Consider the following 23,821-nt stretch of genomic DNA (forward strand, 5'->3'; position numbering starts at 1 on the left):
GCGGGTCAGCGGGTGCGGGGGTCGGGGCTGTCGGCGTCGAGCTCGTGGCGTTTGATGGCGTCGGCCACCGCCGTGGCGTCGACCTCTCCCTCGGCGGCCAGCGCCGAGAGCACCGCCACCTCGACGTGGGCGGCGTCGGTCTCGAAGAAGCGCCGCAACGCCTCGCGCGTGTCGGACCGACCGAAGCCGTCGGTGCCGAGCGGGACGAAGCGCTTCGGGACGAACCGGGCGATCTGGTCGGGCACCGACTTCATGAAGTCGGTCACCGCCACGATCGGCCCCGGTGCGGCGCCGAGACGCTCGGCCACGACGCTGGTCCGGTTCTCGTCGAGGGGGTGCAGGCGGTTCCAGCGCTCGACCTCGAGGGCGTCCTCGCGCAACGTCTTGTACGAGGTGGCCGACCACAGCTCGATCCCGATGCCCTGCTCGGCCAGCGCCTGCTGCGCGTCTCGGGCGGCGGCCTGCGCGGTGCCCGAGAACACGACCGTGGCCTTCGCCTCGAGACCCTCCGGCGCCCCGCTCCAGCGGTACAGCCCGCCCACGATGTCGTCGTCGGTGACGCCGTCGGGGCGGGCCGGCATCTCGTAGTTCTCGTTGTAGGCGGTGAGGTAGTAGAAGCCGCCGTCACCGTGGGTCGAGGTGCCCCCGGGGCCGCCGTACATCCGGTGGAGGCCGTGCTTGATGATCGCCGCCATCTCGTAGGCGAAGGCCGGGTCGTAGGCGTGGCAGGTCGGCACGGTGGAGGCCAGGACGAGGCTGTGGCCGTCCTGGTGCTGCAGGCCCTCGCCGAGCAGCGTGGTGCGCCCGGCGGTGGCGGCGATGAGGAAGCCCTTGGCCTGGGCGTCGGCCGCCGCCCAGATGAGGTCGCCCACCCGCTGGAAGCCGAACATCGAGTAGAAGATGAAGAACGGCACCATCGGGACGCCGCGGGTGGCGTAGCTGGTGCCGGCGGCGGTGAAGCTGGCCATCGAGCCGGCCTCGGTGATGCCCTCCTCGAGGATCTGGCCATCCTTGCCCTCGACGTAGGAGAGCAGCAGCGAGGCGTCGACGGGCTCGTAGAGCTGGCCCGCGGAGGCGTAGATCTTCAGCTCCCGGAACAGGGCGTCCATGCCGAACGTGCGGGCCTCGTCGGGGATGATCGGGACGACGCGACGCCCGAAGTCGTCGTCGCGGCAGAGGCTGCGCAGCATGCGGGTGAACGCCATGGTGGTCGACACCGCCTGACCCCCGGACCCGGCGTCGAACTCGGAGAAGGCGGCGTCGGCGGGCATCGCGAGCGGGCGTCGCACCGCCGTCGACCGGGTCGGCACGGGGCCGTCGAGGGCCTTGCGGCGGCTCACGAGGTACTGGTGCTCCGGGGAGTCCTCGGCCGGCCGGTGGTAGGGCGGGGTGTCCTCGTCGTCGAGGGCGTCGTCGGGGATGTCGTCGTGGAGGTGGAGCCGTTCGCGCAGGACGCGCAGCTGGGCCATCGACAGCTTCTTGATCTGGTGGGTGGCGTTGCGCCCCTCCACCTCGGAGCCGAGCGCCCACCCCTTCACCGTCTTGGCGAGGATCACGGTGGGAGCGCCACGGCTCGACGCGGCTGCCTGGTAGGCGGCGTACACCTTCTTGTAGTCGTGGCCGCCGCGGGGCAGGGCCCGCAGGTCGTCGTCGCTCAGGTGCTCGACGAGCTTGCGCAACCGCGGGTCGGGGCCGAAGAAGTGCTCGCGGATGTAGGACCCCTCTTCGACGGCATAGCGCTGCCACTCACCGTCGAGGGTGGCGTTCATCTTGGCCAGCAGGATCCCGTCGACGTCGCGGGCCAACAGGTCGTCCCACCCGGCGCCCCAGATGACCTTGATCACGTTCCAGCCGGCGCCGCGGAAGACCGACTCGAGCTCCTGGATGATCTTGCCGTTCCCGCGGACGGGTCCGTCGAGGCGCTGCAGGTTGCAGTTGACGACCCACACGAGGTTGTCGAGCTGCTCGCGGCCCGCCAGCGAGATGGACCCGAGCGTCTCGGGCTCGTCGGTCTCGCCGTCGCCGAGGAAGCACCACACCCGGCTCCCGGTGGTGTCGTCGATGCTGCGGTTGTGGAGGTACTTGTTGAAGCGGGCGTGGTAGATCGAGTTGATCGGGCCGAGGCCCATCGAGACCGTCGGGAACTCCCAGAAGTCGGGCATCAGCCACGGGTGCGGGTAGCTCGACAGCCCTTCGCCGCCGATCTCGCGGCGGAAGTTGTCGAGGTGCGTCTCGTCGAGACGGCGCTCGAGGTAGGCCCGGGCGTACACGCCCGGAGCGGCGTGGCCCTGGAAGTACACGTGGTCGCCGGCCAGCCCGTCCTCCTTGCCCCGGAAGAAGTGGTTGAAGCCGACCTCGTAGAGCATCGCCGAAGAGGCGAACGTCGACAGGTGGCCGCCGATGCCCTCGGCCTCCTTGTTGGCGTTGATGACCATGACCGCGGCGTTCCAGCGCAGGAAGCGTCGGAGCCGCTTCTCGAGGTACTCGTCGCCGGGGAACCACGGCTGCTCGGTGACCGGGATCGTGTTGACGTACGGGGTGGACACCTCGGCGGGCGTGCCGACCTGGCGCTCGCGTGCCCGTTCGGTGAGTCGGCTCACCAGGTAGCGGGCCCGCATCTTCCCCCGGGCGCTGATGACCGCGTCGAGCGAGTCGAGCCACTCCCCGGTCTCGGCCGGATCGGCGTCGGGGAGCTGGCTGACGTGCTGGTCGAGGTTCACGGGGACCGCTCTTTCGCAGCTGGGGGCGGGGGGCTCGGAACTCATGATGCCCCGCCCGTCCCGGTTACCGGCGGGTAAGCGTGCGAACAGTCGGTGAACCGGGCTGTGCGACGCTGGTGCGATGTCGATCGAGGCCTACACCGACGGGGCGTGCAGCGGGAACCCCGGCCCGGGGGGGTGGGCCTGGGCGGTCGGCGAGGGCACGTTCGCCAGCGGGTTCGAGGCCCGGACCACCAACCAGCGCATGGAGATCGTGGCCGCCTTCGAGGCGGTGCGGGCGCTGCCCGGGCCGCTCGAGATCGTGAGCGACTCGACCTACGTGGTGAAGTGCTTCCAGGACCGCTGGTGGGAGGGGTGGCGGCGCCGGGGGTGGCGCAACTCCCAACGCAAGGCCGTCGCCAACCGCGACCTCTGGGAGCCCTTCGTCGACCTCGTCCTCGACCGGGGCGACGTCACCTTCCGGTGGGTGAAGGGCCACAGCGGGGACCCGATGAACGACTTCGTCGACGCCCTGGCCGTCGAGGCGGCCACCAGCCAGTCGGCCCGCTCGGCCGGCGCGCTCCGGACGGCGCCCCGGCCGGGGCGAGCCGCTCGCGCCGACGCGGTCGATCCCGACGCGGTCGATCCCGACGTGGTCGAGCAGGGCTCGCTGTTCCCGTGAGGCCCGAGGAGCGCGTCGGCACCGACACGGGCGGCACGTTCACCGACGTCGTGACCGCCGACGGGCGCATCACCAAGGTCCCCAGCACCCGCCACGACCCGGGCGAGGCGGTGCGGGCCGCGGTCGCGCACCTGCTCGGCCCGGCGGTGCCCGACGTCCTGGCCCACGGCACCACCGTGGCCACCAACGCCCTGCTGGAGCGCACGGGCGCCACCGTCGCGCTGGTCACCACCGCCGGGTTCGCCGACGTCGTCGAGATCGCCCGCCAGGACCGCCCGTCGCTCTACGACCAGACCGTGGTGCGCCCCGAGCCGCTGGTGCCGCGGCACCTGCGTCTCGAGGTGCAGGAGCGACTGGCCGCCGACGGCACCGTGCTCGTGCCTCTGGGCGAGGTGCCGGCGGTGCCCGACGGTGTGGACGCGGTGGCGGTGTGCTTCCTGCACAGCGACCTGCAGCCCGCCCACGAGATGCTGGCCGGCATGGAGCTCGAGGGCCGTGGGCTCGACGTCACCTGCTCGTGCGACGTGAGCCCCGAGTTCCGCGAGTACGAGCGCACGGTCACCACCGTGGTCAACGCCTACCTGCGCCCCGTCTGTCGGACCTACCTGCGGGGGCTCGAGGGCGCGGCCGGCTCGGTGCAGGTGATGACCTCGGCCGGCGGTCTGGTGCCTCCCGTCGAGGCCGCCGAGCGGCCCGCCGCACTCTTGTTGTCCGGTCCCGCCGGGGGCGTGCTCGCCGGCGCGGCCGCCGCAGTGGCCAACGGCTTCGCCGACGCCGTCACCTTCGACATGGGAGGTACGTCGACCGACGTCTGCCTCGTGCTCGGCGGCGAACCGGCCCCCGCCGCCGGACGGGAGGTGGCCGGCCTCCCCGTGCGGCTGCCGTCGCTCGACATCCACACCATCGGCGCCGGCGGGGGGTCCGTCGCCCGCGTCGACGACGGGGGCGCCCTGGTGGTGGGGCCCGAGAGCGCCGGCGCCGAGCCCGGCCCGGCGTGCTACGGCCGGGGCGGCACCCGCCCGACGGTCACCGACGCCGACCTCGCCCTCGGGCGCATCCCGCCCGACCTGGCCTTCCCGGGGCTCGGGACGCTCGACCTCGTCGCCGCGACGGCCGCCCAAGCCGCCGCCGGTGTGACCCCGGAGGGGGTCGTCGCCGTCGTCGACGCGGCGATGGAGGAGGCCATCCGGGTGGTCTCGGTGGAGCGCGGCGTCGATCCCCGGGGGCTGGCGCTCGTGGCCTTCGGCGGTGCCGGGCCGCTGCACGCCTGCGCACTGGCCGACGCCCTCGACATGGCGGCCGTCATCGTGCCGGCCCGCGCCGGGGTGCTCTCGGCGGTGGGCATCCTGGGGGCGCCCCTCCAGGTGGACCTGGTCCGCTCGGTGCCGGACCCGCTCGACCACGCCGCCGCCCGCGCCGCCGCCGACGAGCTCGTTGCCGAGGCGCAGCGGCGGCTCCTGGCCCAGGCCCCGGCGCTGCCCGCACCGGAGCACCACGAGATCGCCGGGGGCCTGGTCGAGGTCACCGCCGTCGAGCACCGGGTGCACACCGACACGGCGTTCGACTGCCGCTACGCCGGGCAGAGCCACGAGCTGGCGGTGCGCCATCCGGGCCGGTTCCACCGTGAACACCGCCTGCGCAACGGCTACGAGCGATCCGACCACCCCGTCGAGATCGTGGCGGTGCGCGCCCGGGCCTGGCTGCCGTCGCCGGTCGACGTCGGCGCCCTCGGAACCGTGGAGCGCGAGCCTGCGGTGGGGCCCGTCGTGATCGCCGAGGAGGACTGCACCATCTGGGTGCCGGAGGGCTGGACCGCCGAACCGGGGGCCGGTGGCGCACTCGTGCTGCGTCGCCGGGGGACGCCGTGACCGCCCTCGATCCGGCCTCGCTCCAGGTGCTCATCGCCCGGCTCACGGGCATCGCCACGGAGATGGGGGCGGTGCTGGCCCGCAGCGGGTTCAGCCCGAACATCAAGGAGCGCCACGACCACTCGTGCGCGGTGTTCACCGCCGAGGGCGAGATGCTGGTGCAGGCCGAGCACATCCCCGTGCACCTCGGGTCGATGCCGGCGTCGGTGGCCGCCGCCATCGAGCGCTTCGGGCCGGGCACCCCGGGTTGGGACACCGTGGCCGGGGACGACCAGATCGTGCTCAACGACCCCTTCGCCGGCGGGACGCACCTCAACGACATCACCCTGGTGGCCCCGTGCGTGGCGGACGGGCGACTCGTCGGGTGGGTCGCCAACCGCGCCCACCACGCCGACGTGGGTGGTGCCGCGCCCGGCTCGATGCCCGCCGACGCCACGGAGATCTTCGCCGAGGGCCTGCGCCTGCCGCCGGTGCGCCTCACCCCCGAGGTGCGGGCGGTGATCCTGGCCAACTCCCGCACGCCCCACGAACGCCGTGGCGACCTCGACGCGCAGCTGGGCGCCAACCGGCGGGGCGTCGAACGCCTCGCCGAGCTGGCCGACGCGCCGTTCGCCGAGGTGGTCGCGTACGGGGAGCGACGCATGCGGGCCGCTCTGGCCGCGTTGCCCGACGGTACGTGGGGCTTCGCCGACGTCGTCGACAGCTTCGGACCCGCCCCGCACCAGCAGGTGGTGACCCACGTGCGGGTCGAGCTCACCGTCGACGGCGACGGCATCACCTTCGACCTGACCGCCAGCGACGACCAGCGGGCCGGCAACGTCAACGCCGTGGAGGCGGTGACGGTGAGCGCCGCGGTGTACGCCCTGCGGGCCGCGCTCGACCCGACCCTGCCGATCAACGGGGGCGCCCTGCGACCGGTGCGGGTGCGCACCCGGCCGGGGTCGATCGTGGCCGCGCTCGAACCCGCGGCGGTGGGGGCGGGCAACGTGGAGGTGAGCCAGCGCGTCGCCGACGTCTGCCTCGGGGCCCTGGCCCTCGCGCTGCCCGACCGGGTGGGGGCGGCCTCGCAGGGGACGATGAACAACGTGCTCGTCGGCGGCCCGGCCGTCGACGGCCGGCCGGCCTGGGTGTACTACGAGACGGTGGCCGGCGGGCAGGGCGGCCGGGTCGACGGCCCCGGCATGAGCGGCGTGCACACGGCGATGACCAACACCCGCAACACGCCTGTCGAGGCGTTCGAGCGGGCGTTCCCGATGCGGGTCCTGCGCCAACGCCTGCGGCGGGGGAGCGGCGGGGTCGGGTCGGCCCGGGGCGGGGAGGGCATCGAGCGCGACTTCGAGGTGCTCGTCGACGCCACGGCCTCGCTCATCACCGAGCGGCGCACGTCCCGGCCGTGGGGCCTGGCCGGCGGCGGCCCGGCGGCCGTGGGGGAGAACTGGCTGCTGCCCGGCGGCGACGAGTCGCGAGCCGAGCGCCTGCCCGACAAGTGCACGATCCACCTGCGGGCCGGCGACGTCCTGCGCATGCTGACGCCCGGTGGTGGTGGGTGGGGGAGTCCGACCACCTGACGCCGGCGACGGTCGGTGTCAGTGTGCGGCCGACTGTGCCCCGGGGGCGGGGCGTCGCCTGCGGACCGCCCCCACGGCGACCACGAGCAGGCCGCCCACGACGAGCCCCACCGCCGCGGAGGCGGCCGTGTTCACGAGCCAGGCCAGGACGCCGCCGACGCCGGCGACGTCGCGAACCGCGTCCTCCAGGTGGTGCACGACGTCGTAGGGCCCGCCCCAGCCGAGCTCCTGGGCACCGACCAACAGGATGTGGCCGCCCACCCAGAGCATCGCCGCGGTCCCCACCGCCGACAGGACCGCCAAGAGCTTCGGCATGGCCGCCACCAGCGCGTGTCCGAGGCGCCGCTGGGTGGGCGACTCGCGTGCCACCAGGCGCAGGCCGATGTCGTCCATCTTCACGATCAGCGCCACGGCGCCGTAGACGAGCACGGTGATCAGCACCCCGACGATGACCAGCACCGCCGCCCGGCGCAGGAACGGCTCCTCGAGCACCTCCTTCAGCGCGATGACCATGATCTCGGTGGAGAGGATGAAATCGGTGCGCACCGCACTCGCCACGACGGCCTTCTCGGCCTCGGGGCCGCGCAGCACGGCGGGGACGTCGTGATCGTGGCGGTGGGCCGGCGAGAGCCGGTGGTGCAGCTTCTCGGCGCCCTCGAAGGCCAGGTAGGCGCCGCCGAACATCAAGATGACCTCGACGAGCAGCGGCGCCACCGCGCTGAGCAGCAGCGCGGCGGGCAGGATGATCGCCAGCTTGTTGCGCAGCGAGCCGGTGGCGATCTTGCGGATGATGGGCAGCTCGCGGGATGCCGCCAGGCCCTGCACGTAGGCGGGGGTGACGGCGGCGTCGTCGACGACCACGCCGGCCGCCTTGGCCGAGGCCCGCCCGGCGGCGGCCCCCACGTCGTCGACCGAGGACATCGCCAGCTTGGCCAACGCCGCCACGTCGTCGAGCAACGCCGCGAGTCCCGATGCCACGACTGGCTCCTCCCCGCTCGATCGACGCGCCGCCGGACCCTAGCGGCCGTCGGGAGGTGTGACCCACGGCGCACCGCCCGGATGTGCCTTCCGAGGCCGCCGGTCGTACTGTGTCAGAAGACCAGCACGACCTCGAGGGGGGACCCCATGCTCGGACCCGACGACCGCTACATCGTCATCTCCGCCGACACCCACGCCGGTGGCAGTCACGCCCAGTACCGCGAGTTCCTCGACGAGAAGTACGTCGCCGACTTCGACGCCTGGCGCGAGAAGTACAAGAACCCGTTCAAGGATCTGAAGGACACCGACCAGCGGGTGCGCAACTGGGACAGCGAGCGCCGCGACTCCGATCAGAACGGCGACGGTGTCGTGGGCGAGGTCATCTTCCCGAACACGGTGCCCCCGTTCTTCCCGAACTTCGTGCTGTTCGCCCAGCCGCCCACGCCTGACGAGTACGAGCACCGTCATGCCGGCGTCCAGGCCCACAACCGTTGGTTGGCCGACTACGTTTCGGAGAAGCCGGCCCAGCGGGCCGGCATCGGCCAGGTCTTCCTGAACGACGTCGACGACGCCATCGCCGACGCCAAGTGGTGCAAGGAGAACGGCCTGCGCGGCGGCATCCTCATCGGTTCGGTGCCCCCGACGTGCGACTGGATCAAGCCGCTCTACGACCCCGCGTACGACCCGTTGTGGGCGTTCTGCGAGGAGAACGAGATCGTCGTCAACTCCCACAGCGGCACCGGCGGGCCCGTGTACCAGAAGGCCCCGGCCATGCCGTTGGTGCACTTCCTGGAGATCCCCTTCTACTCCCAGCGCCCGCTGGCCTACCTGATCCTCGGCGGCGTCTTCGAGCGCTTCCCGAACCTGAAGTTCACCGTCACCGAGGCCGGTTGCGCCTGGATCCCGCCGTTCCTCACCCAGCTCGACGACCTGATGGCCGGCATCCGGTCGAACAAGGTCGGCGAGATGCGCATCGGCGGCGAGCTCGTGCCGCCCCGCTCGGCGTCGGAGTACTTCCAGCAGAGCTGCTACGTCGGCATCAGCCAGCCCCGTCCGCTCGACGTCGCCGCCGGCCTCAGCGACGCCGTGGGTATCGACCACATCATGTGGGGCAGCGACTACCCCCACGACGAGGGCACCTACCCGTACACGACCGAGCACTTCCGCCAGGTGTTCAACGGGCTTCCCCCCGAGCAGGTCCAGCAGATCCTCGCCGGCAACGCCGCAAAGCTCTACGGGTTCGACCTCGAGGCGCTCCGGCCCCTGGCCGACCAGTTCGGCCCCACCGTCGCCGAGGTCCGGCAACCGCTGACCGAGCTGCCCGCCGACGCCAACCAGGCGCTGGTGAACTCGGCCCGCCAGCTCGCCGCCGCCAGCTGACCCACCGGCCGCATCGACGTCGAACGGAGGGCCGGCCCGTGCCGGCCCTCCTTCGCGTCAGCGTTCAGGTGAGCAGCGCCCGCAGCGACGCCCGGGGGAGCCGGGCCAGGTGGGCCGAGCGGTCCTTCACGCCGTAGGACAGGACGACGTCGTCGCCGACGGCGGCGAGGCCGGCGCAGAACTCGATCGCCGCGCCGGAGAACGAGAAGGGCGCCGAGACACCGGAGATGGTGAAGTCCCGCTCCAGGCGGACCAGGCGATGGGCGTAGGTGCGCGGCGGGTCGACGACCTCGTGCACGACGAAGAGCCAGCCGTCGCCGTCGGGCAGGCCCTGGGAGCCTCCTCGGAACGACGCCGCCCCGGGGGGTCCGGGTGACGACGTGACCGTGGACGTCGTCGCGGTCGTGAGGTCGTGGTGCAGCACCACGAGCGGGTCGCACGAGTAGACGAGGTGGAGCTCGCCGTCGACCGCGAACGGCATCCAGTTCTTCTCGTGACGACGGGCCCGTCCGGCGTCGAGCACCGCCATCCCCTCGATGCCAACGGACCGTCCGGGGCCGGTGGACGCGAGGGTCAGCAGCGCCATCTCGCACCACTCCCCGTCGTTGCGGTCCCGGACCGTGGCGGTGGCCACCCAGTGGCCGTCAACGGCGACCAGGCGCACGTCCTCACATCCCCAGACCCGCGACGCGAACCGAGGGGGCCCCTCGGGGACCTCCGTCCACATCGTGTCGGAGGTCGTCCGGAGGTCCTCGTCGAGGGTGAGGAACCGGTTCCGGGTGCGGATCAGCCCGCCGTCCTCGGGGCGGGTCGTGTACACCCCGCGGTCGTCGCGTCGGTAGTTCACGGTGCGGACCACCATGGCCGTGCCGTCCGGGCCGATGCTGGGGTTCAGCGCCGACCAGCCCGCCTCGAGATCGAGTGTGACGTCGGTGACCGTGAGGTCGGGGCAGCGGTCGCCGAGGAGGGTGAGCTGGTCGGGGCTCCAGGCGGGGCGGGGTCGGTCCAGCTCGTCGAGGGCCTGGTTGCACCACGCGAGGTTGTGGCGGACCCACGGCTCGATCTCGGGGGGCACGCCACCGGCCAACAGCTCGGTGTTGAGCTGCCGCGCGCCGAACACGTCACCGGTCCAGTAGAGCGCGATGGCGTGCTCGAACGTGAGCGCCCAGTCGTACGCCTCGCGGTGCACGAAGAGGAGATCGTCGGGCGGCGGGAGCTCACGGCCTCGCCGGGCGTAGAGCTCGGCCAGGTGGTGCTCGCCCCTGTTCCGGTGGCTCCGCGCCAGCTCGAGGAGGGGCTCGGCCCGGGTCGGGCGCATCTGCCACGCGGTGAGCAGCGCCTCGTGGGACCCGCTCGGGTCCTCGGCGGCCAGCAGGAGCCCCAGCTGGAACTGGGCGTAGAACGTCTCCTCGTCCCACCCGCCCACGGCCACCCGCCGCCGGTAGGTCTCGATCGCCCGCCCCGTCTCCCCGAGGTCGCGGTAGGTCTGGGCCAGGTAGAAGAGCGATCGGGGGTCGTCCGGCGTCTCGGCGAGGGCCGCCTCCAACAGTCGGCGGTCGCGCTCGAACTTGTCGCCCCGCGACCCGCCGTCGGCGTGGTGCTCGATCACCCAGGCGTCGAGCGGGGAGATGGAGAAGGGTCGGGGCGAGGCCAGGTACTCGTGGGTGGCGCCGACGTAGTGCCACTCCCGATCGCCTCGCACCAGGCGGGGGACGGCGTAGCGGAGGTCGCCGACGTGGCGGAGGTGGTAGGCGTCGGCGGTGAGCGCGGGGAGCTCGTCGAGCACCGTGACGACCATGTCGGCGTCGACGAGCAGCAGGTAGTCGGCGCTGCCCCGGGCGTGGCCCATGAGGGAGGTGCGGTTGTGGCCGAAGTCCACCCACGGCTCCTCGACCAGGGTGCCGCGCATCCCGTCGAGCGACGCCCTGACGCGCTCGAGGGTGTCGTCCGCGGAGCCGGTGTCGACGATCGTCCAGGTGTCCACGAGGGGCCGGACCGACGCGAGGCACCGTTCGATCACGGCGGCCTCGTCACGCACGATCATCGCCACGCCGATGGTCGGCGCCATCCGTTCGTCCTCACCGTCGCCGTCTCGTTGCCGACCTAAGGTATCCGGCGAGGGGTCGCGGACGGCCTCCGTGGGAGCCGACGTGGACGCACCTGACGAGCTGGGCACCGGACCCGACGGCGCCGACGGCACGGGCGAGGGGCGCGTAGGCGGTCCCCTCAGCCGACGGGCCATGCTCGCCGGGATCGTGGGCACGGGGGTGCTGGTGGTGACCCAGCGGGCCCTCGCCGGCTCGCCGTTCGGCCCCGCCGCCGTCGCGCCGCCGTCGCGGGTGGCGGCGCTCGGCGGGGAGTTCTCCGCCTCGTTCGACTTCGTCTCCGGCACCACCACCGTCACCGGCACGACGGGCCTCCCGGTCGGGACCCCGGTCACCGTCACCGTCGACGCGTACCTCAACGGCGCTCCCATGCCCCCCGGTGGGTCCGCCGCCACCCGCACGGTCACCGTCGTCACGGCCGCCGACGGGTCGTTCCTGGCCGAGCCGTCGTTCGGGGGCTCGACCGACGGCGCCGCCAACCAGTTCGCCCTGACGATCTCGACCGGGTCCGACGCCGACGGCGCCTGCCTCGTCGGCTCGCTCCTCACCCCCGACCCGCCGGTCGGGCCCCCTGGTCCGGCCGGACCGGTCGGACCCGAGGGCGCGGCGGGCCCCGACGGGCCGACCGGCCCCACGGGTCCCGGCGGGACGTCATCACCCGGTCCGACAGGCCCCACCGGAGCGACCGGTCCGGTGGGCCCGGTGGGCGAGATCGGGGAGGAGGGTCCCGTCGGTCCCACCGGTCCCACGGGCATCGTCGGCCCCCGCGGCCCGGTGGGTCCCACCGGTGCGGTCGGACCCACCGGGGTGGTCGGTCCCACCGGTCCCACGGGCCCGGTCCCGGTCTTCTTCTCTCCGGTGGGTGCCGCCGACAGGCGGGCGTCGGTCGCCGCCGCGCCCTCGGCGACGATCGCCGCCGCGGCGATCGTGCCCGGCGCCGCTCCCGGTCCGACCGGAGTCGTCGGTCCGACCGGTCCGACCGGCGCTTCGGGCTCGTCGACTGCAGGTCCGACCGGTGCTCCGGGGCCTTCGGGCACGCCCGGCCCGACGGGTCCGACCGGCTCGCTCGGTCCAACGGGGTCCGCCGGACCCGTCGGGCCGACCGGCGAGCCCGGTGATGTGGGCGTCGTCGGTCCGACCGGTCCGGTGGGGGCGACCGGTGCGACCGGAGGGACGGGCCCTACGGGTCCGACGGGGCCCGTCGGACCCACCGGCCCCTTCTTCGGTCTCGGTCCGACTGGTCCGACCGGTGCGGTGGGGGCGACCGGTGCGATCGGTGCCCTCGGGGCCTCGACGGTGTCGTCCGGTGGGCGAGGCGCGGCGCTGCCGTCGGGCCCGTCGCGCACGGGCTCACGGATGCTCCCGTCCACGGTCTCGGCGGTCGGTGACCTGGTCCTTCCGCCCGGTCCGACCGGGCCCACCGGTCCGACCGGCCCGACCGGCCCTGCCGGGGTGACCGGCCCCAGTGGGCCGACCGGTCCTGCCGGCGCCGACGTCATCGGTCCGACCGGTCCGGCCGGTGCGACTGGTCCGACCGGTCCGTTCGGCCAGACCGGTCCTGCGGGTCCGACCGGCGTGACCGGTCCGACGGGCCCCGCCGGTCCCGTCGGTCCTGCGGGTCCGACCGGTCCCGACGGTCCGACGGGACCCGTCGGTCTGATCGGTCCGACCGGCCCGGAGGGCGATGGTGCGACGGGCCCGATTGGTGCGACGGGCCCGACTGGTCCGATTGGTGCGACGGGCCCGATTGGTGCGACGGGCCCGACTGGTCCGATTGGTGCGACGGGCCCGACTGGTTCGATCGGCCCGACCGGCCCGACGGGTTCGATCGGCCCGACCGGCCCGACCGGCCAGCCGCTCGCGTCCGACACCCGGGCCGTCGACGGCCAACCGGTCGTGTTCCACGACCCGTTCGTCGGGGCGCTCGTTCCCGGCGACGACTGCCCGGCCCCACCGGCGCCCGATCCCGACGCCCAGGGCGCCGGGGCCGAGGCCACCGAGGCCGCCGAGGCGACGCAGGCCACCCCGAGGTTCACCGGCTGAACACCGGTCCCGCTCGTCTGGCCCCCCTGCAACGGGCTGCCTAGGCTCGCCGGCCATGGACATCAACGGCATCTCAGCAATCGTCACGGGCGGCGCGTCCGGCATCGGCGAGGCCTCGGCCCGTCAGCTGGCGGAGCGGGGCGCCAAGGTCGTCATCGCCGACCTCAACGACGACAAGGGCAACGCTGTCGCCACCGAGCTGGGCGGCGCGTTCTGCCATGTCGACGTGACCGACGTCGACGAGGTCGTGGCCGCCGTCGAGACCGCCAAGGAGATGGGCCCGCTGCGCGCCGTCGTCAACTCCGCGGGCATCGGCGCCGCCAGCCGCACCATCGGCAAGGACGGCAGCTACGACTCGGCGTTCAACCTCGACTACTGGCGCAAGGTGATCGACATCAACCTGACCGGCACCTTCAACGTGATCCGCCTGGCGGCGACGGCGATGGGGCAGACCGACCCGCTCGACGAGTCCGGCGAGCGCGGCGCCATCGTGAACATGGCGTCCGTCGCCGCCTTCGACGGCCAGATCGGCCAGGCCGCCTACTCCGCCTCCAAGGGGGGGATCGTCGGCATGACCCTCCCCATCGCCCGCGACCTCGCCGTCGTCGGCGTGCGGGTCAACACCGTGGCCCCGGGGCTCATCGACACGCCCATCTACGGGGAGGGCGAGGGCTCGGAGGCGTTCAAGGCCAACCTGTCCAAGGACGTGCTGTTCCCCAAGCGCCTCGGCTACGCCGACGAGCTGGCCAGCATGGTCCTCGAGCTCGTGACGAACTCCTACATGAACGCCCAGACCATCAGGGTCGACGGCGGCGCCCGCCTCGGCCCGAAGTGACGTTTCGGCCGGCGGGTGGGTGATCGGCCGAACCGCTCGCCTCTCCCACAGATCGCCCCGATCCGCGAGCGCTCCCTGAACTGTTGAGTCCCCAGCTCGGATCGCCGAGCCGGGAACGCAACAGTTCGGGACGGGGCCGTCCGGAACAGAAGGGGCCCGGTGGCGGGTTGACGAGAGGGACGGGGACGCCCCCCGCCCGGATCGAACCCAGGGAGACGACGACATGGCCAAGGCCACGTGGAACGGTGCAGTGCTCGCCGAGAGCGACACGACGGTGGTGGTCGAGGGCAACCACTACTTCCCCCCGGCGAGCCTGAACGACGAGTACTTCGTCGACAGCGCCACCACCAGCGTCTGCCCGTGGAAGGGCACCGCCGCCTACCGCAGCGTCGTCGTCGACGGCGAGACCAACGCCGACGCCGCCTGGTACTACCCCGCCCCGAAGGACGCCGCAGCCGAGATCAAGGACCACGTGGCGTTCTGGCGCGGCGTGACCGTCGAGGCCTGAGAGCGGTCCGTCGGGACACGGGCGGCGTCAGCGACGCTTGTCCCGCGACACCTCCCTGGCCATCTTCGAGAAGCGCCGGCCGGCCCGGCGGGCCGCCGCAGGATCGGCCCGCTCCCGGGCCGCCTCGGTCTCGGCGAGCAGCGCCCGCCAACGCGCCACCCGGGCCGCGTCGAGCTCACCGGCGTCGAGCGCCGCCCGGATCGCGCAGCCGGGCTCGGTGTCGTGCCCGCAGTCACTGAAGCGGCACGTCTCGGCCACCTCGGTCACCTCGGCGAAGGTCTCCTCCACCGCGTCGGCCTCTCCGACCAGCCCCACCTCCCGGATGCCGGGGGTGTCGATCAGCACACCGCCGTCGGAGAGCAGGTGCAGCTCCCTGGTGGTGGTGGTGTGGCGCCCTTTGGCGTCACCGGTCCGGACGTCGCCGGTGAGGGCCACCTCGGTGCCCAGCAGTGCGTTCACGATGCTCGACTTCCCGGCGCCGGACTCGCCGAGGAGGGCGACCGTCCGACCCGTGATCAATTCGTACAGCTCCTCGACGCCGACCCCCTCCCTCACCGAGGTCACGACCACCGCCACCCCGGGGTTCCCGGCCCGCACCTCGGCGGCGGCCGCATCGGGATCGGCCGTGTCGGGGCCCGCGGCCTTGGTGAGCACCACCACCGGCTCGGCGCCCGCGTCGTGGGCGATCGCCGTGCCCCGCTGGATGCGACCGTCCTTCACCGGCCGATCGAGCCCGCACACCAGCAACAGCCGGTCGACGTTGGCGGCGAGCGGTTGCTCCCCGCCCCCGTGGACGGCCCGGCGGCGCAGGAGGGAGCGGCGGGGGAGGACCGTCACGATCTCGCCGTCGACCACCGCCACCCAGTCGCCCACCGTCGGCTCGGGGTCGAGGCGGCGGGTGAACATGACGGTCCGGGCCTCGCCGTCGAGGGCCAGCACGAGACCGGCCCCGTGGTGCTCGAGCACCCGGGCCGGCTCGGCGCGCGGATCCACGGCCCCGAGAGCGACGTCCCACTCGTCGTCCCATCCGAGCGGGACCAGCGATGCCCTCGTCATCGGGGTGCGGCGTCGGTGATGTCCACGCCGTCGCGACGGTAGCGGACCCGGCCCACCGGCTGGTCGGCCCGTCGCCCGGCGCCGGTCAGGACGGCTCGGCGCTCCCGGTGGTCACCAGGCGGTCGAGGCGCTCGAGGGTCCGCTCCATGCCGGCGGGGTGCTTCGAGGGGTACCCCATCAGCTCGATGCCGAGCGGGAAGCGGGCCGTGGACCAGTCGAACGTCTCGGTCACGCGGGTGCCCCCGTCGGTGGGCTCGAGCCGGTACCGCCAGCGGTGCCGTCCGAGGTGCTGCCAGGCGATCAGCCGGTCGGGTTCGAACTCCACGACCTCGTTCTTGATCACGTAGGGCATCCCCATGCGCATCCCCATCGAGAACTTCGAACCCATCGTCAGCGTCTCGTCCTCGCCCCGGGCGCGTTGCACGGTTCCCGACCCGTCGATGACGGCGTGCTGGGACGGGTCGACGAGGACCGCGAAGATGGCGGCCGGCTCGGCGGCGATGACGCGCGACACCGAGACCTGGCGGGGGCCCTGGACGGGATGATCGGCCATCTCAGGCCGCCTCGGGGAGATCGAGCATCGATCGCAGCGCGCTCTCGAGATCCGGATGGGCGAACTCGAAGCCGTGCTCGAGCAGCACGCCGGGCGTCACCCGGGCGCTCGTGAACAGCAGTGCCTCGGCCAGCTCGGAGCCGAGCAGGAGCTTCGGGCCGAAGGCCGGCACGGGGAGCGCGGTGGGCCGGCGCAACACGGCGCCGAGGGTCTTCGTGAGCTCCGCGTTGGTGACGGGCTCGGGGGCCACGGCGTTCACCGGCCCGGCCACCTCGTTGTCGAGCAGCCAGCGGATCACCCCGACCTCGTCGTCGAGCGAGATCCAGCTCCACCACTGGGTGCCCTTGCCCATGCGGCCACCCAGCCCGAACCGGAACAGCGGGAGGAGCTTGGCCAGCGCCCCGCCGGCGGGGCTCAGCACGATCCCGGTGCGCAGGAACGGGACGCGGATGCCGGCCTCCGCCGCAGGGGCGGCGGCGGCCTCCCACTGCACCACCACGTCGGCGAGGAAGTCGTCAGCCGGCGTCTCGCTCTCGTCGGTCGGGGTGTCGCCGGTGTCCCCGTAGATCCCGATGGCGGAGCCGCTCACCAGGACCGATGGCGGGGCGTCGAGCCCGGCGAGGGTGCGGGCCAGCAGCGAGGTGCCCTTCGTGCGGCTCTCGAGCACCTGGCGCTTGTAGCTGTCGGTCCAGCGCTTGTCGCCGATGCCCGCACCGGCGAGGTGGACCACTGCGTCCATGGCCTCGAGACCCTGGGCGTCGATCGTGCCCTCCATCGGGTCCCATCGCACGGCGCGCTCGCCGGCCAGGGGCGGGCGGCGGACGACGGACGTGACCTCGTGGCCGTCGGCGGACAGGGAGCGGACCAGGGCGGAGCCGATCAGGCCGGTCGAACCGGTGACTGCGATCTTCATGCCGGGTGCAACCACCACCCTCCCGCTGGTATGCCCGCGGCGGGGGGCCGGTAACCTCGGATCCCGTGAGCACCCGCAAGCTGATCCTGCTGTCCTTGGCCTGCGGGCTCGCCATCCTGGCCGCGTTCGCCGTGCAGCTCGTGATCGCCCGCTGAGGCCTCTCGCCGGGCGGGCACGGGCGTTTCACCTCCGTTGTCCTTGTGTGAACGAGGTGTGAAGGTGCGACGGGCTGCTTGGCATCGCGTCGGGCCGACCTCTACGGTCGGGGAGTGCCAGGTGATCTGTTCCGGGAGTACCGGACCGAGGGATTCTTCGACGAGGTCTTCTCCGAGGACGGCAAGGTGCGGGGCCACTACGAGGCCCTGGTCGATCGGCTCTCGCAGTTCGACGCCGACGACCTGGCGCGTCGTGAGCGGCGCCGGGACGCCGCGTTCCGCAGTCAGGGCATCACCTTCACCGTGTACGGCGAGGGTGAGGGCATCGAGCGGACCTTCCCGATGGATCTCCTGCCCAGGGTGGTCCCGGCCGACGAGTGGGACCACATCGAGGCCGGCCTCGTCCAGCGGGTGACCGCCCTCAACCGCTTCCTCGACGACCTGTACGTGGGAGAACGGGCGGCGGTCCACGACGGCATCGTCCCGTGGTGGCTGGTGTCGAGCTCCGACGGCTTCGCCCGGGAGGCGTTCGGCGTCCCGATGCCGCTGGGGGCCCGCTGCCTCGTGGCCGGCAGCGACCTCGTGCGCGACGCCGAGGGCACCTACCGGGTGCTCGAGGACAACCTCCGCAACCCGAGCGGCATCTCCTACGTGGTCGAGAACCGCGTGGCCATGACCCGCCTGCTGCCCCACGTCTTCGCCGACACCCCGGTGCGACCCGTCGACCACTACGGCCGGTCGTTCCTCGGTGCGTTGAGCCGGGTGGCGCCTCCGGCGGCGGGGGAGAACCCCACGATCGTCGTGCTCACGCCCGGTGTCTACAACTCGGCGTACTTCGAGCACGTGTTCCTCGCCGCCCACATGGGCGTCGAGCTCGTCGAGGGCCGCGACCTCGTCGTCGACGACCACGTCGTCTACATGCGCACCACCCGGGGCCTGAAGCGGGTCGACGTCATCTACCGGCGCATCGACGACGACTTCCTCGACCCGGTGGTCTTCCGCCCCGACTCCACCCTCGGGGTGCCGGGCCTGCTGGCCGCGGTGCGGGCCGGCAACGTCACCGTCACCAACGCCATCGGCAACGGCGTGGCCGACGACAAGGCCGTCTACGCCTACGTGCCCGAGATGGTCCGGTACTACCTGGGGGAGGAGCCGCTGCTCCCCAACGTCGAGACCTACCTGCTCTGGGACGAGGACCAGCGCCACGCCGTGCTCGACCGGCTCGACGAGCTCGTCGTGAAGCCGGTCGCCGAGGCGGGCGGCTACGGGATCACGATCGGGCCGGCCGCATCCGACGAGGAGCTGGCGATCTGCCGGCGCAAGATCCTCGCCGATCCCCGCAACTGGATCGCCCAGGAGGTCGTCTCGCTGTCGCGCCACCCGACGCTCGACGGCGACCACCTCGAGGGACGTCATGTCGACCTGCGGCCGTTCGTGCTGACCAGCGACGCCGTCGAGGTGATCCCGGGGGGCCTCACCCGTGTCGCCATGCGCAAGGGCTCACTGGTGGTCAACTCCTCCCAGGGTGGCGGGTCGAAGGACACGTGGGTCCTCGCCCGCACCGCTGCCGACCTCGAGGACGAGGAGGCCGCGCTGCGGGCCAAGAAGGCCGACGACCTGGTGGCCACCGGCCGTCACCGGGCCGTGTCGGTCGACGAGGGGGCCACCGTCTGATGCTGGCCCGGGACGCCGAGAGCCTCTTCTGGATCGGGCGGTACATGGAGCGGGCCGAGGACACCGCCCGCCTCCTCGACGTCACCTACCACGGCCTGCTCGAGACCACCGCTGCCGAGGAGCGAGCCGCCTGGGGTGGGGTGCTGGCCGCCGTCGGGCTGCACGAGGCGTTCGCCGCGACGGGTCGGCCCATGAACGCCGGCGCGGTGTCGGAGTTCCTGGTCCTCGACCGGGAGAACCAGGGGTCGATCGTCGCCGCCGTCGAGCAGGCTCGTGAGAACGCCCGGACCGTGCGGGGATGGCTGTCCACCGAGCTGTGGGGTGCCATCAACTCGTTCTGCCTCGGTCTCCGCAGCCGCAACCTCGCCGCCGACCTCGAGCACCAGCCCCACGAGCTGTACGGCATGGTGCGCAGCGAGTGCCAGGCGGTGGCCGGTGTGGCCCACGAGACCCTGGCGCGCGACGAGGGCTGGCGCTTCCTCGAGCTCGGCTGGCACCTCGAACGCGCCGAGTGGGCGTGTCGGCTGTTGCGGGTCCGCCAGGGCCAGCTCACCTCGGCCGGGTTCCACGAGTGGGTCGGCACGCTGCGGTCGGCGTCGGCGCTCGAGGCGTACCGCCGCAACCACCGTGGGTCGATGGATCCTGCCGACGTCGTCGCCTTCCTGTTGCTGTCGCGCACCTTTCCCCGTTCGGTCCTGCACTCGCTGCGCACCGCCGAGGACAGCCTCAAGCTGCTCGAAGCGGGGAGCCCCGAACTGGTCCGCCCGCTCCGGTTGCTCGGCCGGCTGCGCGCCGACCTCGAGTTCGCCGACATGAGCGAGCTGATGGCGGGGGGCCTGGCCGAGGAGCTGGCCCGAGTGCAGGACGGGATCCGCCAGGTCGGCACGGCGGTGACGGTGCAGTACTTCACGAACAGCCACGAGCTGGACCTGCACTCGCTGAAGGTGTTGCCCGGTGACCGGTGGGCGTCGTGAGGCTCGACATCCGCTACCGCACGTCGTTCACCTACGACGACCTGGTCAGGGAGTCGCAGAACGAGCTGCGGGCCTGCCCGACCAGTGACGCCTACCAGAACCTGGTGAGCTACCGGGTCACGACGTCGCCGTCGTCGAAGGTGTCGTCGTTCATCGACTACTGGGGCACCCGGGTCGACGCGTTCGGCCACCGGTCGCCGCACATCGCCCTCGAGGTCACCGCGACCGCCACGGTCGAGACGTACCCCCGCCCGATGCTGAGCGCGGCGAGCCCCCGCTGGGCGCTCGAGGACCTGGCCTTCCGCGACGCCCACGCCGAGTACCTCGAACCGTCCCCGCACGCCGACTGGGGTCAGGGCGTCACCGAGGCGGCGCGGCTCCAGTCCGAGCTCGTCGGCCCCGACACCGTGAGCGCCGTGCTCGCCATGCACCGGACGGTCGGCACCGTGTTGGAGTACACCCCGGGAGCCACGAAGGTGGGCGTGTCGGTCGAGGACGTCCTGCGCGACGGCCACGGTGTGTGCCAGGACTTCGCCCACCTCGCCGTGGCGCTGTGCCGCAGCCAGGGGATCCCGGCCCGCTACGTGTCGGGCTACCTGTTCACCCGCGACGAGACCAAGAACATCGACCCCGCCGACGACCCGGCGATGGGCGACGACGACGACACCGTCGTCGTGCAGACCCATGCCTGGTTCGAGGCTGCCGTGCCGGGCTTCGGTTGGATCGCTCTCGATCCCACCAACCAGCAACCGGTCGGGCAGCGCCACGTGAAGATCGGCCACGGCCGTGACTACGACGACGTGCAGCCGCTGCGCGGGGTGTTCTCGGGGCACGCCCAGGCGCTCGTCGAACCCCACGTGGAGATCCGCCGCCTCGCCGTCTCCGAGAACCAGTACCAGCTCTCCGCCCTCCAGCAGTAGGGCCGTCGCCCCCTCCGGAACGACGGTCGGCGCCGCCCCGCCCCCTGGGTAGGCTCCGACACGTTCCCGAGGAGGTGGTCCCCACGGCCGAGAAGTTCGACGTCGTCATCATCGGTGGAGGTCCCGGTGGCTACGCGGCTGCGCTGTACGGCGCGTCAGCGGGTCTGTCGGTGGCGCTCGTCGAGAAGCACAAGGTCGGCGGCACATGCCTCCACGTCGGCTGCGTGCCCGCCAAGGAGCTGCTCGAGACGGCCTCCGTGCACCGCACCATCGTCGACGCCGCGACGTTCGGCATCGCCGCAGGCGAGCCGACGCTCGACTTCTCCGTCACCCAGGCCCGCAAGCAGCAGGTGATCGACCAGCTCTTCGGCGGCCTCAGCGGCCTGCTCAAGGCCCGCAAGGTCACGGTGTTCGACGGCACCGGCACGCTGCACGCCGACCACCTCGTCAAGGTCACCGGCGGCGAGTCGGGCGACGTCGAGCTCCACGGCACCCACGTCGTGCTGGCCTCGGGTTCGGTGCCGCGCACCATCCCCGGCTTCGACGTCGACGCCCCGACGGTGGTCACCTCCGACGAGCTGCTCTCGGTCGAGCGGCTCCCGGCCTCCGCGGTGGTCATCGGCGGCGGGGCGATCGGCTGTGAGTTCGCGTCGATGATGAGCGACCTCGGCACCGACGTCACCATCCTCGAGGCACTCCCCAAGATCCTCCCGGGCTGCGACGACGACATCACGCGGGTCGTGCTCAAGTCCTTCAAGAAGCGCGGCATCGACGTGCGCACCGGTGTGGCGGTCACCGGGCACGACCCCCACGACGGCGGCACGACCGTCCGCTTCGGCGACGACGAGTCCATCGACGTCGAGATGGTCGTGGTGTCCGTCGGGCGCCGACCGCTGTCGGAGAACCTCGGCCTCGAGGGCACCGCCGTCAAGATCACCGAGCGTGGGCACGTCGACGTCGACGAGGGCTATCGCACCGCCGAGCCGGGTGTCTACGCGGTCGGCGACCTGATCGCCACACCGGCGCTGGCCCACGTGGGCTTCGCCGAGGGCATCTGCGTGATCCAGGACATGCTCGGCGAGGACCCCGTCCCGGTCGACGACGCGCGGGTGCCATGGTGCATCTACTGCCACCCCGAGGTCAGCTTCGTCGGGTACTCCGAGGCGGCTGCCAAGGAGGCGGGCTACGACGTGGTCGTCAGCAAGCACCGCTACACCGGCAACGCCCGAGCGCTCATCCTCGACGAGCCCGAGGGCATGGTGAAGATCATCGCCGAGCGCCGCCCCGACGGCACCGGTGGCCGCCTGCTCGGGGTCCACATGGTGGGCCCGTGGGTGACCGAGCAGCTGGGCCAGGCCTATCTGGCCGTCAACTGGGAGGCCACCGCCGACGAGGTCGCCCACTTCATCCAGCCCCACCCCTCGCTGAGCGAGCTCTTCGGTGAGAGCGTTCTCGCCCTCACCGGGCGCTCGCTGCACGGCTGACTCCCCCCGCCCGCCGCCACCCTGATCCGCAGAGGAACGTCACATGGCCGAGATCCAGCTGCCCCAACTCGGTGAGTCGGTCACCGAGGGCACCATCACGAAGTGGTTCAAGCAGGTGGGCGACGCCATCGCCGAGGACGAGGTGCTGTTCGAGGTCTCGACCGACAAGGTCGACTCGGAGGTGCCCTCGCCGGTGTCCGGGGTGCTCACCGAGATCCGGGTGCCGGAGGGCGACACGGTCGACGTGGGCACCGTCCTCGCGGTGGTCGGCGACGAGAGCGCAGGGGCGGCCGCTGCGCCCGCGCCGGCCGCCGAGCCGGAACCCACGCCCGAGCCGGAGGCCGCCCCCGCCGCCGAGCCGCCCGTCCCTGCGCCGGCCGCCGCCCCGCCTGCGCCGGTAGTGGCGCCCCCGCCCACCCCCGCGCCCGCCCCGCCGGCACCGGCGGCGCCGACCGCGGCGAGCGGTGCGACCACCGGTCGGCTGCTCTCGCCGATCGTGCGCCAACTGGTGAACGACTACGGCCTCGACCCCGGTCGCATCGTCGGGTCGGGAGCCGGCGGTCGCATCACGCGCGCCGACGTCGACCGGGCCATCCGTGACGGCTCCGCCGCCGCTCCGCCGGCTCAGGCCCCGGCTGCCCCGGCCGCGTCCTCGCCGGGTGCGCCGGCGTCGGGCGGCACCCGTCGCCCCGCTCCCGTGCCGCGCTCGGGCACGGGCGACACCGTCGAGCCGCTCAACAACATCCGGCGTCGCACCGGCGAGCACATGGTCATGTCGAAGGCCACGTCCCCGCACGCCTACTCGGTCGTCGAGGTCGACTACGAGAACGTCGAGCGGGTCCGGCGCCGGCACCGGGAGGCGTTCAAGGCCGATGAGGGCTTCAGCCTCACCTACCTGCCGTTCATCGCCAGGGCGGTCATCGATGCGCTCCGGCTCTACCCGCACATGAACGCCTCGGTGGGTGAGGGCGAGCTGGTGGTCCACAACTTCGTCAACCTGTCGGTGGCCGTCGACCTCGACTTCGAGGGCCTCCTCGCCCCGGTGGTCCACAACGCCGACGACATGCGGTTGCGGGCCATCGCCCGGCGCATCAACGAGCTGGCCGACCGCGCCCGCACGAAGAAGCTGTCCGCCGACGACATCGTCGGAGGCACCTTCACGCTCTCGAACTCCGGGTCGTTCGGCAGCCACCTGGTGCTGCCGGTCATCAACCAGCCCCAGGTCGCCATCCTCAGCACCGACGGGGTGAGCCGCAAGCCCGTCGTGGTCACCGACGCCGACGGTGGCGAGTCGATCGCCATCCACTCCGTCGGCCTCCTCGGGATGGGCTGGGACCACCGCGCCTTCGACGGGGCCTACGCGGCGGCATTCCTGCGTGAGGTGAAGGAGACGCTGCAGTCCCGTGACTGGGAGAGCGAGCTGTGA

18 protein-coding genes and 1 pseudogene are annotated in these 23,821 nt (G+C 72.8%); 13 read left to right on the plus strand and 6 right to left on the minus strand.

Annotation, left to right across the window (positions count from 1 at the left end; translation table 11 throughout):
* Positions 1-5 precede the first annotated feature (5 nt).
* Entirely contained in the window at positions 6-2,720 is a 2,715-nt protein-coding gene (aceE, locus tag MUE36_00215; protein MCU0309354.1) for a pyruvate dehydrogenase (acetyl-transferring), homodimeric type, read from the minus strand.
* Between the two features lie 121 nt (positions 2,721-2,841).
* Here aceE and MUE36_00220 point away from each other — a divergent pair, with 121 nt between their 5' ends.
* The 3 genes from MUE36_00220 to MUE36_00230 are packed head-to-tail and all read left to right on the plus strand — an operon-like array spanning position 2,842 to position 6,817.
* Positions 2,842-3,381: a ribonuclease HI gene (locus MUE36_00220; GenBank protein ID MCU0309355.1), complete on the plus strand. Its 540-nt coding sequence runs from the start codon at positions 2,842-2,844 to the stop codon at positions 3,379-3,381.
* Positions 3,378-5,249 (plus strand): hydantoinase/oxoprolinase family protein, encoded by a 1,872-nt coding sequence (locus tag MUE36_00225; GenBank protein MCU0309356.1) that lies wholly within the window; start codon positions 3,378-3,380, stop codon positions 5,247-5,249. The genes MUE36_00220 and MUE36_00225 overlap by 4 nt, the downstream gene beginning before the upstream one ends.
* Positions 5,246-6,817 (plus strand): hydantoinase B/oxoprolinase family protein, encoded by a 1,572-nt coding sequence (locus tag MUE36_00230; protein ID MCU0309357.1) that lies wholly within the window; start codon positions 5,246-5,248, stop codon positions 6,815-6,817. The genes MUE36_00225 and MUE36_00230 overlap by 4 nt, the downstream gene beginning before the upstream one ends.
* Positions 6,818-6,835: 18 nt before the next feature.
* On the opposite strand, the gene MUE36_00235 is transcribed toward MUE36_00230, so the two are convergent.
* Positions 6,836-7,795, minus strand: coding sequence for a DUF808 domain-containing protein (locus MUE36_00235; GenBank protein ID MCU0309358.1), 960 nt, complete (start codon positions 7,793-7,795; stop codon positions 6,836-6,838).
* Positions 7,796-7,942: 147 nt separating this feature from the next.
* On the opposite strand from MUE36_00235, the gene MUE36_00240 reads away from it, so the two are divergent.
* A complete protein-coding gene (locus tag MUE36_00240; protein MCU0309359.1) occupies positions 7,943-9,175 on the plus strand; it encodes an amidohydrolase in 1,233 nt (410 codons plus the stop codon).
* 64 nt (positions 9,176-9,239) lie between these two features.
* Here the strand turns inward: MUE36_00240 and MUE36_00245 are convergent, their stop codons facing one another.
* Positions 9,240-11,243 (minus strand): tetratricopeptide repeat protein, encoded by a 2,004-nt coding sequence (locus MUE36_00245; GenBank protein MCU0309360.1) that lies wholly within the window; start codon positions 11,241-11,243, stop codon positions 9,240-9,242.
* 1,042 nt (positions 11,244-12,285) lie between these two features.
* Between MUE36_00245 and MUE36_00250 the strand changes: the two are divergent.
* The 4 genes and pseudogenes from MUE36_00250 to MUE36_00265 all read left to right on the plus strand — a co-directional run bounded on the left by MUE36_00250 (position 12,286) and on the right by MUE36_00265 (position 14,666).
* A pseudogene (locus MUE36_00250) lies at positions 12,286-13,077 on the plus strand (hypothetical protein).
* A 99-nt stretch (positions 13,078-13,176) separates the two neighbouring features.
* Positions 13,177-13,323 carry a hypothetical protein gene (locus MUE36_00255; protein ID MCU0309361.1) on the plus strand — a complete coding sequence of 49 codons (147 nt, stop codon included), beginning with the start codon at positions 13,177-13,179 and terminating at the stop codon, positions 13,321-13,323.
* Between the two features lie 55 nt (positions 13,324-13,378).
* Positions 13,379-14,158 (plus strand): SDR family NAD(P)-dependent oxidoreductase, encoded by a 780-nt coding sequence (locus MUE36_00260; protein ID MCU0309362.1) that lies wholly within the window; start codon positions 13,379-13,381, stop codon positions 14,156-14,158.
* Between the two features lie 223 nt (positions 14,159-14,381).
* Positions 14,382-14,666: a DUF427 domain-containing protein gene (locus MUE36_00265; protein ID MCU0309363.1), complete on the plus strand. Its 285-nt coding sequence runs from the start codon at positions 14,382-14,384 to the stop codon at positions 14,664-14,666.
* 27 nt (positions 14,667-14,693) lie between these two features.
* Here MUE36_00265 and rsgA read toward each other — a convergent pair whose 3' ends face one another.
* From rsgA to MUE36_00280, 3 genes are all read right to left on the minus strand, one after another.
* Positions 14,694-15,722 (minus strand): ribosome small subunit-dependent GTPase A, encoded by a 1,029-nt coding sequence (gene rsgA, locus MUE36_00270; GenBank protein MCU0309364.1) that lies wholly within the window; start codon positions 15,720-15,722, stop codon positions 14,694-14,696.
* Positions 15,723-15,807: 85 nt separating this feature from the next.
* A complete protein-coding gene (locus MUE36_00275; protein MCU0309365.1) occupies positions 15,808-16,275 on the minus strand; it encodes an SRPBCC family protein in 468 nt (155 codons plus the stop codon).
* A 1-nt stretch (position 16,276) separates the two neighbouring features.
* Positions 16,277-17,188, minus strand: coding sequence for a TIGR01777 family oxidoreductase (locus MUE36_00280; protein MCU0309366.1), 912 nt, complete (start codon positions 17,186-17,188; stop codon positions 16,277-16,279).
* 269 nt (positions 17,189-17,457) lie between these two features.
* On the opposite strand from MUE36_00280, the gene MUE36_00285 reads away from it, so the two are divergent.
* From MUE36_00285 to sucB, 5 genes are all read left to right on the plus strand, one after another.
* Positions 17,458-19,017, plus strand: a complete 1,560-nt coding sequence (locus tag MUE36_00285; GenBank protein ID MCU0309367.1) for a circularly permuted type 2 ATP-grasp protein — start codon at positions 17,458-17,460, stop codon at positions 19,015-19,017.
* Positions 19,017-19,991, plus strand: coding sequence for an alpha-E domain-containing protein (locus MUE36_00290; GenBank protein ID MCU0309368.1), 975 nt, complete (start codon positions 19,017-19,019; stop codon positions 19,989-19,991). Before MUE36_00285 ends, MUE36_00290 begins: the two co-directional genes overlap by 1 nt.
* The gene (locus MUE36_00295; GenBank protein ID MCU0309369.1) at positions 19,988-20,911 is read left to right on the plus strand and encodes a transglutaminase family protein; all 924 of its coding nucleotides are present in this window, start codon (positions 19,988-19,990) and stop codon (positions 20,909-20,911) included. Before MUE36_00290 ends, MUE36_00295 begins: the two co-directional genes overlap by 4 nt.
* A gap of 74 nt (positions 20,912-20,985) precedes the next feature.
* Positions 20,986-22,395 (plus strand): dihydrolipoyl dehydrogenase, encoded by a 1,410-nt coding sequence (gene lpdA, locus MUE36_00300; GenBank protein ID MCU0309370.1) that lies wholly within the window; start codon positions 20,986-20,988, stop codon positions 22,393-22,395.
* A gap of 43 nt (positions 22,396-22,438) precedes the next feature.
* Positions 22,439-23,821: a 2-oxoglutarate dehydrogenase, E2 component, dihydrolipoamide succinyltransferase gene (gene sucB / locus MUE36_00305; GenBank protein ID MCU0309371.1), complete on the plus strand. Its 1,383-nt coding sequence runs from the start codon at positions 22,439-22,441 to the stop codon at positions 23,819-23,821.

It is taken from the genome of Acidimicrobiales bacterium (assembly GCA_025455885.1).
Lineage (GTDB): Bacteria > Actinomycetota > Acidimicrobiia > Acidimicrobiales > Acidimicrobilacustridaceae > Rhabdothermincola_A.